Consider the following 15,518-nt stretch of genomic DNA (forward strand, 5'->3'; position numbering starts at 1 on the left):
ATTGACTAAAACGATTTCCATCGCCAATTTAGGTGGAGGAAATAGCACTGAATTTGTGCTAGACATGATGAAAAATCTTCCGAAGGGATCTCGTTCATTGTGGGTCGAGCTCCCGTGTCTCGGAATACCAAGATTAAGCTATGCACTTGATCAAGTACGATTGGAAAAAGAGAAGACAGTTGATAGCCTGCTTATTGATTATGATAGGCAGGAAAGAAAGTCACTGGATGACTATATCGTAAAGACAGACTATGGGGATTGCATGCTGATTAACCCAAGAGCACGCCCTGAAATCCCGACACCTAGAATGTTGGAGACAAATAAAACCTTGATAGACATGCCTGTATATATTCGTCTTCAAATGCAGGGGAAATATGATTACATTTTCTTTGTTCTGCAAGGGATGATGTACCATCCAATGACTCATTTCTCATTGCGAAGTTCGGATGTATGTATCCTTCATACTGCAGTTTCATATGAGTTCGTTGGAAATTATACCAACTACAAGAACCTATATGAGCGATTTGGTATCTCAAAGGATCGAATGTGTCTTTACGTAGAGGATATAAACATTACGCAGAATTTCAAAGAAGAAAAGGTTTTTAGTAAGATTTCCGAAATATCGAAACAAATTGGATTAGTCGAGCCAATAGATATTCAATTTGAAACGAAAATCGATTCGAAAAAATTGAACGATGAAAGCGTTGGTACGATTAATCCGATCGAATTCCTGAACTATAAGTACCAAGAGCTCGAAATGAGCACTGAGATTTCAAATGATGATGAGCAAAACAGAAATAAACTAATCGCTGATGTACGGAATTACTTGTACGAGCAACATTTGGACGAATTTGTTGATTCGACGATGAATCAAGACACTCGGCAAAAAATTAAGTACTACATCGCTGACTACATTCGTGAAAGAAATACCTATAAGTTCTCAGTAAATATTAACGAGATTATTACGTACATTCAAAGAGAAATAACAGATATGGGTGTCATCCAGGAAATCCTCGATAATCCTAATATTAGTTCGATAGAAATTAATGGACCAGATCAAGTGATTGTTGAAGAAAAGGGGGAAATTGACCATAAAAAAGAAATACGATTCCAAGACGTAAAGCACATTTATCAGATCATTGATAGGATGCTTTTGCCAATTGGTAAGCCTATTTCTTCAACTGAACCGATTGTCGATGCTAATATTCGAGGATTCCGAATTAATGTTATTGCAGGTAGGAGTCACGGATATCAAGGCTTGAGTGCTCGGTCACCATTGATTTCGATCCGAAAGTTCCCTCCGAGAGTTTACACTGACGAGGAATGTATTAAGTACGGAAACTTATCACAAGAGATGGCTGATTTCATTAAATTTATAGTTCCTAATCGAGCGAACATCTTAGTGTCAGGTTCCGTTAATAGTGGGAAAACTACGCAGCTGCTTCGTTTCCCGTTATCACTTGATTATAGGACTCGAATATTTACGATTGAAGATTCAGAAGAGTTGATGTTCTGGGCGAAAGAACAGTATGCCCACTACGTAAACTTACCATCGCTTCTTGTTAAAGAAATTGAAGACATTGCGAAATCTTATGGCATGGATAAATTAATTAAAGCTACATTGCGTCAAAATGCAATCTATATTGCAATTGGAGAAATCCGCGATGAAGCTGTTGCAAAGGAATTTTTGAAAGCTCTAAATATTGGATACATTGCCTGGTCAACGATTCACTCTAATAGCTACAAAGATGCTGTAATTCGACTCTTGCAGCTCGTTGGGAATGACCCAACTGCAGCTAGTCAAATAGCTACGTCTCTCGATTTCGTAATCTATCAAAAGCGGTTGATAAGTGGTGTTCGAGTAGTAACTGATATCTGCGAAGTTGTAGGAATGAATGGTACAGATCCTATTATGAATCCAATCTTTAAGTATGACTATAGAACAAAGGTGTTCAACAGAGTAGGAAGTATCAAATCCGAAAAAATGATTGAAAAATTGTATCAATTAGAAGTTCCGCAGGATCAAATCGAAAAGTGGTGCGATTTAAGCGCACTAAGTGCATAAGGAGGCGAGTACGTGACAACCTTATTGCTCTTAGCTTGCGGAGTTCTTATATCTTATGGCTTGTTTTCATTATTGCCCAACCCAACATCTGCTACCAGTGGAAATCAAGATAAATTGTTAAGAGTGCTTGGCTATTCGGGAGCAAGGGATCAAGCAAAGTCCATTGGTTGGAATCTAAAGTGGAAGCATTATTTGCTTTTGATGATGTTTTCTTTTTTCGCCGGATATCTTATTTCAGTTTATACAGGGAATTATTTGTTCATCGTTGTTGGCGGTGCCGCATGTTTTGTTATCCCACGCTTTATTGTTAACAGAATTCAGCAAAAGCGGCGAAAAGCACTGCTGATAGATATGCCTAAGAACGTGCGCCTGTTGGCTTCAAAACTGAGAGATTGTAAAACAGTTGTACTTTCTTTAGAGCAATCATTACCTATTATGAACGGCCCTAGTAAACCGATATTTGAGGAGATATATCACCATTTGGTTATTGGACGGCCACTAACATCGACTTTATCGGAAGTGCAAGGAAAGGTTGCATATCAAAAATTTGACGATTTTTGTGGAAAGTTAATTTCAGGAGAAGTTGATGGTTTTCATACTAAAGCAGTTGAGAACATCCGGCATACAATCTCTGATATGGCTTTCGATGTCGAACAAATCCAAAAGATTGATGTAAATAATTCAAACAAACGGTTTATGGCTTTTCTCTTTGTCATATTTTCCTTATTGTTTCCACCAATTTTCGGATATATGGAATCTCAAACGGCAGTCCGTACCTTGGATACGCCGTTAGGCAAATTTCTATACTTACTCATGTTCATAGTCGGAATCCTTACCATTTTGGCTAGGGACAAGTTTCTTCGGCTGAACCTGAATAAGTTGTGAAAGGGGTGGGAGCGATTATAACGATCTTTCTATTTGTAGCTGTTCTATTAATTGTCATTCCGATCATGAACTTGATATTGCCCAATTTTCAACGACAAAAACATATTGCTAAAATAGCTTCTTTTTTGGGGAAGTCCGATAACGAACTTCGACGAATGAATCAAAGTCCTGCTGTTCGTTATTTCTCAGAAAGGATTCTTCCAAAGATTGATAGGAAGTGGGAAATTGATAATATCTTTGGTCACAAGCTCAGGGATAGATTCAATTCTTTAGGTAGAGAAGAAACATACCTGGAATTCTTGGGGAAATGTTTGTTCCTATCTATAGTGACAGGTTTTCTTATTTTTACTCTCGGTATGTTCTTGAAGATGCCTATTCTATATTTTATGGTGCCTGTAATTCTAATTTTAGCTCTGATTGCCCAATTTAAAGACCTGGAAACACAGTTTAAGAAGCGTCAGTTAACTTTGATTAGAGATCTTCCAAACCTAATCGGGAAAATAGTTACGTCATTAGAATCTGGAAAACCAGTAATGAATATTTTCAAACAGGTAGCAGACCAGAGCAAATATAGTAATCCCTTACTAGCAACATTGCTCAAGAAACTTATTGCAAATTCAGAAAAAATGCCGATGCGGGAAGCCCTTCAAGTTTTTGCAAATGATGTTCAACTTCCAGTTATATATGATTTTATTTCTGTTGTACACATCGCTATGGAGAAGGGTTACAAAGAAGCAATACCTGACTTTGAAGCAATTAAATCTGATATTCAGCAATTGAGCCGAGAATCAATGATTGTGCGAACAGCAGGTAATCCAGAGAAAATGAATTTCTTCTATGCTTTATTGGTGATTTTCGTTTTGGTGTTTCTGATACTAATGTCAGGCAAGTTGTTTGGGGCAATGAACCAAATTTAAAAATGGAGGAGATTATAGAATGTCATTTATTTTATCAAGATCCAAACAAATGTATGAGAAGATTGGACAAAAAATGTACCAAGCAGGTGTAACTTTTGTTACACGAAGCAAAAATCTTGCAAAAGATGAGCGCGGAGGACTGTTTGAATTTATTCTGATTGCATTGATTGTCGTCGTAGTCTTGGTTGGTATTTATACTTACGCCAAGCCTGAAATTGATAACTTCATGAAAAAAATCTTTGGCAAAATGAATTCTATTAATTGATGAAGGGACAAGCGGACATGTCGTCCAAATTGCGTTATTTGCTTCAAAGTGAAAAAGGTGGGTTAGATGGAGTCTTTTCACTGCTATTCGGCATCATGTTCTTTTGTATCTTTATGTTGCTTTCTGTGTCAGCTTACCAAGGGTATGTCATACGTGACAACCTTAAAACTGCATCCAGCGAAGTACTACAGATCATGAAAGTAGAAAATGGTGCTGATGGATCCACTCGAAGTAGATTCGATGAGCTCCTAAGAAAGATGGGAATGGATCCGAGTAAAGTTTCATTCTCAGCAACTCCAAAACTTGTTCAGCGAGGCGACGCTTTGGATGTAGAGGCATCAGTAGATTATAACGTTTTCGCTTTAAAAGCTATTGGTGTCGATTACAGCGTCAAGATTAAAGTTCATGTGTCTGGCCTGGCGCATAAGTTTATTCGCTAGGGGGCGAATGTCATGTGGTTCAAAGTAATTTTTTCGATTTTCATTGGAATGATAGCTATAGGATTTCTATCTGATTTATGGGTTCTCGATAGAACCTTCAATGATGCAGGAAGAGCCATTGAACATTCCCTTGATGCAGGAATAATTGAATCAGGAATTGTTGAGGATGCACAACAAGGGATTGTTCGATTGGAAGAGTCAGCTTTAAGAGATTCTACGAAGGCGGCATTTAAACGGAACATGAAACTGGATCAAAATCTGGAGAATAAAATCATGAAGAACAGTCAATTTGATCTCAGTAAAACGTACATTGATGGTGTTCCCTGGATACAGGTTGAGTTTAAAACTCATGTCACGTTTTCATTTCCAGATGTGAAATATCCAATTACAGTGAATCGAAAGATCGCCTTTGAAAGCATTTATAAGTAGCTTTGACTTGGAATCTATCTGAAAGGAGATTCTTACATGGAAAGCATGGCTGCGTACCAAAAGAAAATACTTGAGCTCATCGAATGGAAAAGTGCAAATACAGAGATACCTCTGGCTGTTAAGGAGGCTGTACTTCACTACAAGAATGAACTTGTAATGAAAGTATCGGATATGCAAGAGCCTCCGTTTGAGGTAGAAAACGATATTGAACTCATATCCGATAGCTTCAAAGATTCTGGACATTTCGAGGGTGACATTGCGAGAGTTCTCGATTTCCAATATGAATTAGATTCAATTGGAAACAGAATGTATGATGTTCGTGTTCAATGGCGGGATAGTTCAGAGGAATCTTGGATAGCGGCTGAAAACTTTTCATTATACTCCATGTAACTTTGTGCCGTAACCAGATAAGGAGGGTAGTGCTTGAAACGCTTTTGGAATAAGTACACAAGGGCTGCAATAATAACGCTTACGGGCATTTTGTTGGGAATAGTCGTAGTTCTGATAAACAAGAGTGAAATCAATTCCCAAGTTCATACCGAAAGAGTAATTGTATTGAAAGAAGACATCACTCCGTTTGGAAAAGTCTCTAAGGAGCAGCTTGAGTACCAAGAAATAACGATTAGCTCTATTCCGGATGACGCAGTGAGAGATGCTGAAGAACTCAACTTCGATAATCTCTACGCTTCTGAATATGGCCTTATCAAAGGAAGCCCACTACGTAAGGGATATCTGACGACTCAGGAACAATCCAAGTTAGGTACTGCCGTTGGATTGAAGGATGGAATGGTTGAAATCGGGGTTACAACTACCCTGGCACAATCAGCCGGTGATGGAATTAAGTCCGGTGTTTACGTAGATGCGATAGCATTCGTTCATGATGACCGAACCGGAACAGGAAAAACGGTTGAGGATCCCAAGTTGAGGAAACTCTTAATCAAGAAACGATTGAATTCGGAAGGAACAGAACCTAACACAGGAACTGGGAACAGCTTAATACCAATCGTTGCTGTGCTTGAAGTTAATAAGGAACAAGCCAAGGCATTAATGGAATATCAAGAAACCGGAAAAGTCTATCTGCTTCCTTCCGGGTATACGTCAAAGGATTAAACCGGTAACCAGTACTTCAAAACACTTGCCAGCAGCGCAGGAAGAAAGGCTTATCGCACTCCTATCGAAGTTTTCCTGCATGCTAATTTTCGCCGGCACCTTCCGTAGACATACCTTATCCGTTTCTGGATGATGACATACTGGTGCCGATTGTATAAGGCGAAAAATTTCTACGAAATTATTTCGACCCTTGCGGGCAACCTTACACAATCGTTCCAGCACGTCTAGCTTTTGTTGTCGGATACGGTATACGGAAGTTGCTCTTTGAAAATTTCATATGCAAGCAGAAAAGAATGAGATAGTCTTGCTTTAAGCCTTAAATCCTTCCGCTCATCGCCGCTCGGGCTAGTCGGAAAACGGTTCCGGAAGTTGGGGGGAGGGGCAAAAACCAAATTTTATTGAGGGGATGAATTATCCATGAAATCTATGAAAAAAGTAACTTTGTTGATGGCTACAATGCTCACTGCAGTTAGTATCGTTGCACCAGTATCAGCAGCACCAAAATACGATTATAACGTTCGTATCGACGTGAACAAGCAGCCAATGAAATCGGACGTATTGCCGTTCATTGACCAAACAACGAGCCGCACGTATGTACCAATTCGCTTTGTCAGCGAAGCTTTGGGTGAAAAAGTTACTTGGAATAACAAGACAAAGACAGTGACGGTTTCTACTGTCTCAGGCAAAAAGATCGAACTATCCCGTGGTCAGAAATTTTCGATTGTGGACGGGAAAAAGAAAGAAATTGATGCTCCATCGATCGAAGTTCAAAACCGCGTAATGGTTCCGCTGCGATTTGTTTCTGAGCAAATTGGGGCGGTCGTTGATGGTAAGAAGTCTAAAGGTTGGACATACGTATCCATTGCTTATGCCGGCGCTCCTAAGCCTGACAAAGAGCAACCAGGAAAAGAAGATGGTAAGGGGAAGACGTATTCCAGCTTTGAACTGGATAAAAAATACAACACTCTGGCTCCTTATTTGTTTAAAGACAATATGAAAGTCCAGAATGGGGAACTTTACTTTAAGGTTCCAGACGTTTCAAGAGTTGCTTCTATGTATATTGGTGATGGTAAACGCGTTGAGCTCAAACCAGGTAATGTGTATCATTATGCGCTTGGAAGTGACGCATATATTGGATTCTCATTGTCTCATAAAGACGAGAATGTTGAATCTTACTTTATCTATCTGTCACCGAAGCATGACAACTTAAAAGGTGATTTTAATAATGTCAGTGGTGATGCAATAGTTGCACATGAACTTGATAACAAAAGAACGGCGAGCCCACTTACTGATGTTAAAAAAATGTTCTAGGAGTGGAGGGATTCGTTAATGAGGAAGGCCGTATGTGTCCTTCTAACCATTCTACTTACGATGTCTATAATTCCAGTACATCCGGTTCTAGCAAACAGCAGTAAGCCAATGACTTCTAAACATGCAGGATTGAATTACGGGGATCAAGGATTATCGCTAAAGGGGTTTATTCCAGCATTTATGATGAATGCTGAAAGACCTTGGGAATTAGCACGATGGACAGGGATATTTAACTTTGATGATGGACAATCCTCGACAATTCAGAATTATGATGTGTTCAACATTAAGAAAAGGTTTGAGGATGACCACTTCGATAAAGAGAATGGATTCGGACTTGTATTTAAGTCAAAGTCTGCTTTGAGCGAATTGTTTGAAGCAATATATTCACCTTATAAAGGGAAGCTTGAATCTCGGCAGTGGGAGCACTTGCGAAAACACTTTAGTTCATCTGCAGACGATCCATCATTGCAAAGAGGTCATGAGTTTTTTATACAGTAGATGGAATGGAGTTTCTTAGAACAGGAGGAATCGTACAGAGGCTGGGTATTGCTTATGAGAAAGCAAATAAAGTCAGTGAATCGGAACGACAAGCTATTTACAAGAGGGTTCCATTTCCAGAGTTGTCTGTAAAGACGGTGGGATCCAAGTTAGTTATCGACTACGCGGGCAGCGGATTTACATCACGCGAGATCCGGGTTGTTGCAGTTAAGAAAGGCGGCTGGTTAGGCGACAACCGAGAAGCCAAACTTGCTGCAATTCGGACGGATATGGTCGGTACTTATAAACCGAAGAAGTCGGTGGAAATTGAGTCGAATCAGGTAGCTTATCTACTTGGTGTAGCAAAAGATGCGGAAATAGAAGTGATTATCGATGATGGTTACGGCTATACGGTAATCCAAAAAGTTAAATTGACCGGAAACTTAGAAGTATCAAAATCAGATTTCGTTCCTACAGAGCTGAAATTGACGGACGGCGGGCAATTATGGATGAAGTTCCGATACGATGCGGATGCTCCTATCGGCAGAGATCTCATCCAGAACAAAGACGGCGTGCCGATGTTAGCGAAGGTGAAGATCGGCGGAGCGCTCACTGCTGAATTTGAGCTGCCGATGATGTATCAGGAGCTGCCAGAGACTTTAAAACCAGGATCTACATACAACGTCATGCTCGGAAAAATTGATCTTGGAACAAAGCCAGGTAAGTACTATATCAAGGCGACGGGTATAGTAAATAATCCTGATCATCCAAAAAGGGCCCTGGAGATCCCAGACGAAGCGTATAAGAATAATAGCATCAATGGGGAATGGAATAGGGAAGTTAAAGCTGTAGAGCATGATCTTATCGCTATTTCGGTTAAAGCGAACCCTAACCAAATCCAGCCGAATCAAAAAACGACGATTACGGCCGATGTGAAAAATCTTGGCCCTTCTGCACAAAGTGGAGTACGTATCCGTTTCTACTTAGACGGAAATCAAATTCACGAAGTTAAAAAGGATATGCCGGCTAATAAGACTATACAGGTTGGCGGTTTCCAACAGCAGATTACAAAGTCCGGTGTACATTCAATCAGCGTACATGTTGATCCGCTGGGTGAAAGCCTTGACAAAGACCGCAGCAATAACATTGCTACAACAGGCTGCACAGTTACCGTAGGTGGTAACGGCGGAAATGGAGGTAATGGGGGCGGCGGTCAGTGTGTCAACAAAACAAACGAGAACGGTAAATGGTCGGTTACTTATCATCTCATTACCGGTTATCCTACGAAGTCTCGAACAGTTACTTGGACGGACAGTAATGGTAAAAAACATTCAAGTTCTGAATCCTATACGGATTATTCCGATCCAATTTGGGAGACAAGAACCGTACAGTACCAAGAAAACTTAAAAATAGATGCGAAGGTAAATACAAAACAGGGCATCGAAACTGATCCGAAACGGCCAAAAGATAGTGATATTGAGTCCAGAGGTAGTTGGGAGATCATTCCTTACGCAAAGGAAAATCATTTGGATCCAGAAGAGATTACTCGGGCTGGTTATGGGTTTGAGCTGAAAGTAACTACAAGCTATAGCACCGATTGGGAAACCAAGGTGCCAAGTGGTTACGATAATACTGCTAAGCCATTTGGAACGCAGTACAAGGGCGCACAGACGGCCACAGCGCGCATATATGACAGCAACAACAAGTTTATAACGACTGTTACGCTGGAGAAGACGAGCGACAATGGGAAACAGGCAACATTTGAGCTGCCGTATGTCTCCCATAAGGATTCAGTCACAGGTAAAACGCTGAAATTCCGCAAATACTTTACGGATTACAAAGCGCCAGACGGCAAGTATCGAATTGAGATTGAATCCGGCCCTGCAGGAGCAACCGGCATAACGGTTTGTAAAACCGTATATGTAAGGATTTATGGAAGCATGTACGATGATGTCCAGAATCTTCGGACAGGCTAGGAAGGAGGAAGCCAATGAATGCTGGAGACTTTGGAAGTACAAGTTGAAGGCGATCTGTACATTGTCACAATAAAACATCTTAGTCCGAAAAAGTGCATTATAAATGTGGCAGACAGAGAAATCACTTTAATTCGCAAGCGATATGCTTGGAGAAAGAATGAAATGTATGGACCCTGGAAACATGAAAATGTTGTCCGCAAGGTTATTGAAGAGTTGGAGCGCCGGGAACGCCAAAAGCGTTATCCCGGTACTCCGGATTCTCCGGATCAGACTTTAGAAGTAGTAAGTGGAGGAAAGACTTACTCCGTTCAGCTCATTGAGTTGGAGGAGAGGAAGTTCCAGGCCATACTGACAGATGATTATCGTGTCCTAATCTATTGGAATGGCGTGCGATGGAAAGTTCAAGGTCAAGGTTCCAGGACTTACATTCATGTATGGGATCAAGTCATGCGTGAGTTGAATCGACGCGAACTGGAGAAACGTGATCCCCAATTAGCGAAATTCCAGAAGGAAAACCCAATAGAGATAATAGAGGTAAAAGTGCGTGGTGCAACATACGCAGTAAAGGTTTCACCTCTTGAAGAAGGAAGATATGAAGCGACATTTTCAAGTTTAGATAAGGTGGACATCTTCTGGGACGGGGAAAAATGGGGATGTAAAGGCACGGGTTCTAAAAGAAACAAAGAAGTTTGGGCAGCAGTAGTGCGTAAAATCAGAGCAAACAGATAGATATAGGGGGATTAATGATGACAGAGACGCTACTCTATTTTGGTTTGGGATTTTTATTGCTGTACTTCACATTTACTGATATTCGAGAACGGAGAATCCCGAATGTAACGTCACTTTCAGTCATCTTGATTTTCCTTATCTATCGATCTTTTGATTCTCCTATCTACTTATGGGGGCTAGTTCCTTCAATTATTCTCATAATACTATTTTTGTTCAATCCGAGAATAATCGGAGGAGGAGATATTAAAATGTTCGCTTGCGTTGGACTTATCGTTGGATTGTCCAATACGATGAATATTTTATTTTGGACTAGCGTAACTGGGCTGTTGTTTTTATTCTTAACACGGCTAGGAATGAGAGGGTTTGAACGTCAACCCTTCCCATTAGCTCCGTTCACGGCAGTAGGATATATCTTGGCTATGTCCTTAAACGTTGGAGGATTAGCATGAAGTTAAAAGGTAAAGGTGGTAAACGTGGAAGAGGATTTCTAGGAAATCTGCTTCGAAAGTTCGTTTTAACCATAATAGTCTTGGCTGTTTTGGCTGCCCTTGGGTACATGGGATATTCATATATCCCATATTTACAGGAACGGGTGAATGATTTTCTGAATTGGGCTGAACCGACGATAGCCAAAGTTGGAGCAATCAAGTCTGCTCTAACCGGAGTTTTTATCATTGTGTTTATTTGGGCCATAAGCGATAGCCTAGAGGACAAAAAATAGAGCAGGTGTTTAGATGAAACGAAATGCTCCGAAAAGTTTGACCCCCAAGAAATTATCAAGAATGTGCTTTTGGATTTTCTTATTGTACGTGGGCATGGCATCAACAGTTGCTTTGTCACGTTCTGCACCGTCGATCACCATCGACGATATCAAAAACATCAACACTGAAAATCCGGCCCTAACTGCTGGAGCAGAATCATTCGCTCACAATTTTGCGTACCAGTACTTCAGTTGGGCCCCGGATAGACAAGCAGTTGAAGAAAGGAGGGTGAGACTGGATCCCTACCTTGCTAGGGATGTGGATCGGCAAGCTGGGGTTGTTACCTCAGATTTGGTTAGCAGCTCCAAACTGGTAAAGAGCCAGGTGTGGAGCAAAAAGAAAGTCGCTGATGATCAAGCGGAGCTTACATTGAGGGTTCAATACATTACTACAGTAGGGAAAAACGCGGTGACGCAGCTGAAGTATTTTGTCGTTCCAGTAGTCGCAAAGGGCGAGAATTTTCTAGTTTATGATATTCCAAGGTTTGTGAAGCCACCAGACCCGATAACATTCGAAAAAAACGATACAAATCAACTCGCTTCTGAGAGTGATCGGGAATTGGTTCGTGAAGTTGGGACATTTTTAGAAAGCTTCTTCAAGATATACGCAACGGGAACCCAGGAAGAAATAAAGTATTTCAGCCGAGGGGAAATTGAGGGGTTACAACGAGAGCTTTCGTTTAGCAAGATTGATGACATCAATGTGTATGCAGTGGATAAGGAATCAAAGAAGAACACTTACTTCGTAAAGACGAAAGTCAAGTTCATTGACAAGGATCAGACTGTGTTTACTTATCCATTCGAAATGCGAATACAAAAAGAAGCCGAGCGCTGGTTTGTAGTCGAACTTAAAAATTAGGAGGGGTCATCGTGAGCCCGTTAAAGAATTTTTACGATTTAGCAGCGACTGAACTTGGATGGGGATTTTATCTGGTGATGATAGCAGTCACGATTGTGTTTGCTGTTAAAAAAGAGTGGACGAGAGCTCTCAGTTTCTTGGTTGGCTGCTTAGTGCTGAGTGTCGTTGTATTCACTCCTGAAAAATGGAAGGAACTTGGAATAAAACTGTGGGGTGTGTTATTCCCTGGATGATGGGGGGGAAGCTTTTGCAGACATCAATCATTCAAGTTTTACAGCAACAAATAATTGAATTGATTGAATGGCAAGAAAGGAATCCAGAAGCACCACTTCCCGTTAAACATGCTATTCGTTCCTATCGACATGAAATGGAGATTGCAATTCTTCAAGGGGGTCAACGGGAATGCAAGTGCCGGGAGTTATTGGATAGGGAGTTTCGTGGAGGGAGGTAAGGTTATACATGAGGCAGATGCGGACTTACAATCAAATATGGAAGATACCGAAAATGCTGTATGGAGTTCTCGATTTTACTTTCCCGTTTCCGGTGAGCTTTAGGCAACTCGGTATCGTAGCTGCAACATTTATAGTTATGGTTGTTTTGAACAAAATTCCGCCACTCAGTTTGTTTGATCTCTGGTTTACAAAGTTCTTTATTATCCCAATTGCATCAGCATGGTTTTTCACAAAATATCAGCTAGACGGGAAATCACCCCATAAATTTGTGATGAGATGGCTTGTTTTCAAGCTATCTCATCATCGATTCAATCGTTACAAGCATGTTCATATAGGTAAGAAGCATCAATATGGGAGCAAAGTTTTCTTCCAAGGAGGGAAACCAAAACCTTGATACAGTTTCCTATTGCATATTTCGAGCAGCAGTTTGTATACAACAGAGACAAAGAGTGTTGGTCATACTATGAGTTACCAGGCTTCAATATTGAGTTCCTGAGCGATGATGATCTAATGGTTGAATTCCGGAGACTTGAAAGTTTCTTTTGGCAAATCAATGCTGACATGCATTTACTCATATTACCGGACTATCAAACCAGTGCAGATATCTACCGAGCTTACAGGGCTACTCTTTCAGGGCCAGCAGTGGAGGCTGCAAAACTCCATGTAGATGAAACAAGTAAAGTGCTGTCAGAGCGTTATGGAGATGAAGAGACAAATTACAAGTTTTATATTGGTGTGAAACTCCCAAACGCTGACATTAAGCAAACAGATATATGGAAGGAACTCGACACTTACGTAAAGGATTTCGTTCGGTACTTAACTCAAATGTTCTTCGATATAGCTGGAATAGAACCGGCGGAGATCTTTGAAGATGTAATTGACAGATATAAACGTTCCGAGAAGCTAGTATTTAATAAAGTATCGGGGAGGCTGCGAGCTAAGCCAATCACCACTGACACCACACAGTGGCTCATACGTCGAAACTTTTACAGAGGTATTGGACAAGCTCCTTTATGGGAATCATGGGAGCCAGAATATACGACTGATGATACACAAACCATCCGAATTCCTATGCAGTACGATACGCTCCGGTTGACGGAGGGAGTAGTAGATGATTCTCCTGAAAGATTTGTGATTCTATCTCAAGCTGGTTCTGACAACCAAGGGCATGTTGCGTTTCTTTGTATGTCACACGTTCCTTACGATATGTACTTTCCTAATGTAAAGTGGCTGTACGATATACAGCAGTTAGATTTCCCTGTCGAAGTGTCAGTTCGGATATCCATTATGGAGAATCGTAAGGCTCTTAAGGAAGCAAGAAATAAGAAGAAGGAATTGAAGGATCAAGATCGTCATGCGCAAGAGACGGATAATGACACAAGCTACAACGTTTTGGAAGGACGCTACGAATCGAGTGAAATTGAAGCAACACTCGATAAATCTAAAATGCCCTTGTTACTTACATCCATTGTATTTTGCATAGCAGCTCCTAGTGAGGATGAATTGAAAAAGCGAGTATCTTCACTAAAAGATCTGTATCAAGATATGGGGATATTTTTAGAGCAGCCACTAGGCGATCAACTGTTGTTATTTAATGAGTTTCTACCAGGAGCCAAGCGTTACGTTCAGGATTATGTACAAATCATGGAGCCCGCAACGGTTGCAGGATCCATGTTCGGAGCAACCGAACAAATAGGTGATCAGGAAGGATTCTACTTTGCAACAACAGGAACTCGAAATCAGCCGGTTTATATGAAGGGTGGCAAAGCAGCACGAGCGACCAGTGGAACCAAGACGAACTCACTTGCAATGGCGTTTTCTGGTAGTACAGGGAAGGGGAAAAGTCAGAGCGCTAATACCCTATTATACAATTTGGTTATGTCGGGCGGTAAGGCCCTCGTGATCGATCCCAAGAAAGAACGGGGTCATTGGAAGGAGCAGCTTTTTGGCTTAAAAGATCACATAAATGTGATTAACATATCATCGGATAATGTAGATGATCATGGTGTTTTGGATCCTTACAACATTTTCAAAAAGCGTAAAGAAGCTGAAACAGTAGCTTTGAATATACTGTCTTACTTTACCGGCATTCAGGTTAATGATAAACGGTTCTCGAAGCTAAATAAAGCAGTAAAGCAAGCTACGAGCATGAATAATGTTATTGAATGTCTACTCAACAGTGGAGATCCAGTATCGATCGAAATAGGAGAGCACATTGAAGGGTTTAAGGATGTATCCTTCACGAGTTTGCTCTTCGGGGAAGCAAATAATCATCGATCATTTGACTTCGATTCAGTTTTAACCATTTTACAGGTTGATGGATTAGAACTTCCAGATGAAGATACTGAACCAGAACATTATACGTTGAACGAAATGCTGTCCGTCGGCATGATGATGCCGATATCGAGTATTGCACTGGAATTCATCAAACAGCACCGAGACATTCTGAAGATAGTACTTCTCGATGAAGCCTGGTCCTTCCTTAATACACCGCAGGGTAAGGCCCTTTCAACGCGAATGGTACGTATGGGACGTTCAATGTTTGCGCTCATTATGTTCGTTTCCCAAAATGCTGTTGATTACAATTCGGAAAAGCTGAAGAACAACATTGGTATGAAATTTGCATTCGGAGTTACTGACTCTGATGAAGTGACCAATGTGCTGAAGTTCTTAGGAATGCGCGACAATGAGAATAATAGAGCCATTCTTACGGATCTGGAGAATGGTGAATGTATCATGAAGGACATTTACGGACGTATAGGTAAGGTGAAATTTGATGCTGTATTTAAGGATCTGATTGATTGCTTTGACACAAGGCCACCTGAGAAAAAGGCGGGATGATG

General features: G+C 40.8%; 18 protein-coding genes. All 18 read left to right on the plus strand.

Features of this window, described 5'->3' with window-relative positions; translation table 11 throughout:
• Position 1 precedes the first annotated feature (1 nt).
• Positions 2–2,065: a TadA family conjugal transfer-associated ATPase gene (locus tag PAV_RS29160; protein ID WP_157267371.1), complete on the plus strand. Its 2,064-nt coding sequence runs from the start codon at positions 2–4 to the stop codon at positions 2,063–2,065.
• 12 nt (positions 2,066–2,077) lie between these two features.
• On the plus strand, positions 2,078–2,950 hold the full coding sequence (locus tag PAV_RS29165; RefSeq protein WP_005551995.1) for a type II secretion system F family protein: 873 nt from the start codon (positions 2,078–2,080) through the stop codon (positions 2,948–2,950).
• 5 nt (positions 2,951–2,955) lie between these two features.
• Positions 2,956–3,867 (plus strand): hypothetical protein, encoded by a 912-nt coding sequence (locus PAV_RS29170; RefSeq protein WP_157267373.1) that lies wholly within the window; start codon positions 2,956–2,958, stop codon positions 3,865–3,867.
• A 19-nt stretch (positions 3,868–3,886) separates the two neighbouring features.
• The gene (locus PAV_RS29175; protein WP_005551997.1) at positions 3,887–4,132 is read left to right on the plus strand and encodes a hypothetical protein; all 246 of its coding nucleotides are present in this window, start codon (positions 3,887–3,889) and stop codon (positions 4,130–4,132) included.
• Between the two features lie 17 nt (positions 4,133–4,149).
• Positions 4,150–4,572 carry a DUF4320 family protein gene (locus PAV_RS29180; protein WP_157267375.1) on the plus strand — a complete coding sequence of 141 codons (423 nt, stop codon included), beginning with the start codon at positions 4,150–4,152 and terminating at the stop codon, positions 4,570–4,572.
• 12 nt (positions 4,573–4,584) lie between these two features.
• The gene (locus PAV_RS29185) at positions 4,585–5,001 is read left to right on the plus strand and encodes a hypothetical protein (protein ID WP_005551999.1); all 417 of its coding nucleotides are present in this window, start codon (positions 4,585–4,587) and stop codon (positions 4,999–5,001) included.
• A gap of 36 nt (positions 5,002–5,037) precedes the next feature.
• The gene (locus PAV_RS29190; protein WP_005552001.1) at positions 5,038–5,391 is read left to right on the plus strand and encodes a hypothetical protein; all 354 of its coding nucleotides are present in this window, start codon (positions 5,038–5,040) and stop codon (positions 5,389–5,391) included.
• Between the two features lie 33 nt (positions 5,392–5,424).
• Complete coding sequence (locus tag PAV_RS29195; protein ID WP_005552002.1) at positions 5,425–6,111, plus strand: CpaB family protein; 687 nt, start codon at positions 5,425–5,427, stop codon at positions 6,109–6,111.
• Between the two features lie 417 nt (positions 6,112–6,528).
• Complete coding sequence (locus PAV_RS32885) at positions 6,529–7,422, plus strand: copper amine oxidase N-terminal domain-containing protein (RefSeq protein WP_005552004.1); 894 nt, start codon at positions 6,529–6,531, stop codon at positions 7,420–7,422.
• Between the two features lie 18 nt (positions 7,423–7,440).
• Positions 7,441–7,920: a hypothetical protein gene (locus PAV_RS36660; protein WP_005552005.1), complete on the plus strand. Its 480-nt coding sequence runs from the start codon at positions 7,441–7,443 to the stop codon at positions 7,918–7,920.
• Positions 7,921–7,925: 5 nt separating this feature from the next.
• Complete coding sequence (locus PAV_RS29210) at positions 7,926–9,875, plus strand: CARDB domain-containing protein (protein WP_005552007.1); 1,950 nt, start codon at positions 7,926–7,928, stop codon at positions 9,873–9,875.
• 18 nt (positions 9,876–9,893) lie between these two features.
• Positions 9,894–10,604, plus strand: coding sequence for a hypothetical protein (locus PAV_RS29215; protein ID WP_005552008.1), 711 nt, complete (start codon positions 9,894–9,896; stop codon positions 10,602–10,604).
• A 17-nt stretch (positions 10,605–10,621) separates the two neighbouring features.
• Positions 10,622–11,053, plus strand: a complete 432-nt coding sequence (locus PAV_RS29220) for a prepilin peptidase (protein WP_005552009.1) — start codon at positions 10,622–10,624, stop codon at positions 11,051–11,053.
• Positions 11,050–11,325 (plus strand): hypothetical protein, encoded by a 276-nt coding sequence (locus tag PAV_RS29225; RefSeq protein WP_005552010.1) that lies wholly within the window; start codon positions 11,050–11,052, stop codon positions 11,323–11,325. The genes PAV_RS29220 and PAV_RS29225 overlap by 4 nt, the downstream gene beginning before the upstream one ends.
• 94 nt (positions 11,326–11,419) lie before the next feature.
• Positions 11,420–12,223 (plus strand): conjugal transfer protein, encoded by an 804-nt coding sequence (locus PAV_RS29230; RefSeq protein WP_238555949.1) that lies wholly within the window; start codon positions 11,420–11,422, stop codon positions 12,221–12,223.
• Between the two features lie 11 nt (positions 12,224–12,234).
• Positions 12,235–12,456: a hypothetical protein gene (locus tag PAV_RS29235; protein WP_005552012.1), complete on the plus strand. Its 222-nt coding sequence runs from the start codon at positions 12,235–12,237 to the stop codon at positions 12,454–12,456.
• 235 nt (positions 12,457–12,691) lie between these two features.
• A complete protein-coding gene (locus tag PAV_RS29245; RefSeq protein WP_274517677.1) occupies positions 12,692–13,069 on the plus strand; it encodes a TcpE family conjugal transfer membrane protein in 378 nt (125 codons plus the stop codon).
• Entirely contained in the window at positions 13,066–15,516 is a 2,451-nt protein-coding gene (locus tag PAV_RS29250) for an ATP-binding protein (RefSeq protein ID WP_005552015.1), read from the plus strand. The genes PAV_RS29245 and PAV_RS29250 overlap by 4 nt, the downstream gene beginning before the upstream one ends.
• Positions 15,517–15,518 lie beyond the last annotated feature (2 nt).

Source organism: Paenibacillus alvei DSM 29 (assembly GCF_000293805.1).
In the GTDB taxonomy this organism is placed as follows: Bacteria; Bacillota; Bacilli; order Paenibacillales; family Paenibacillaceae; genus Paenibacillus_B; species Paenibacillus_B alvei.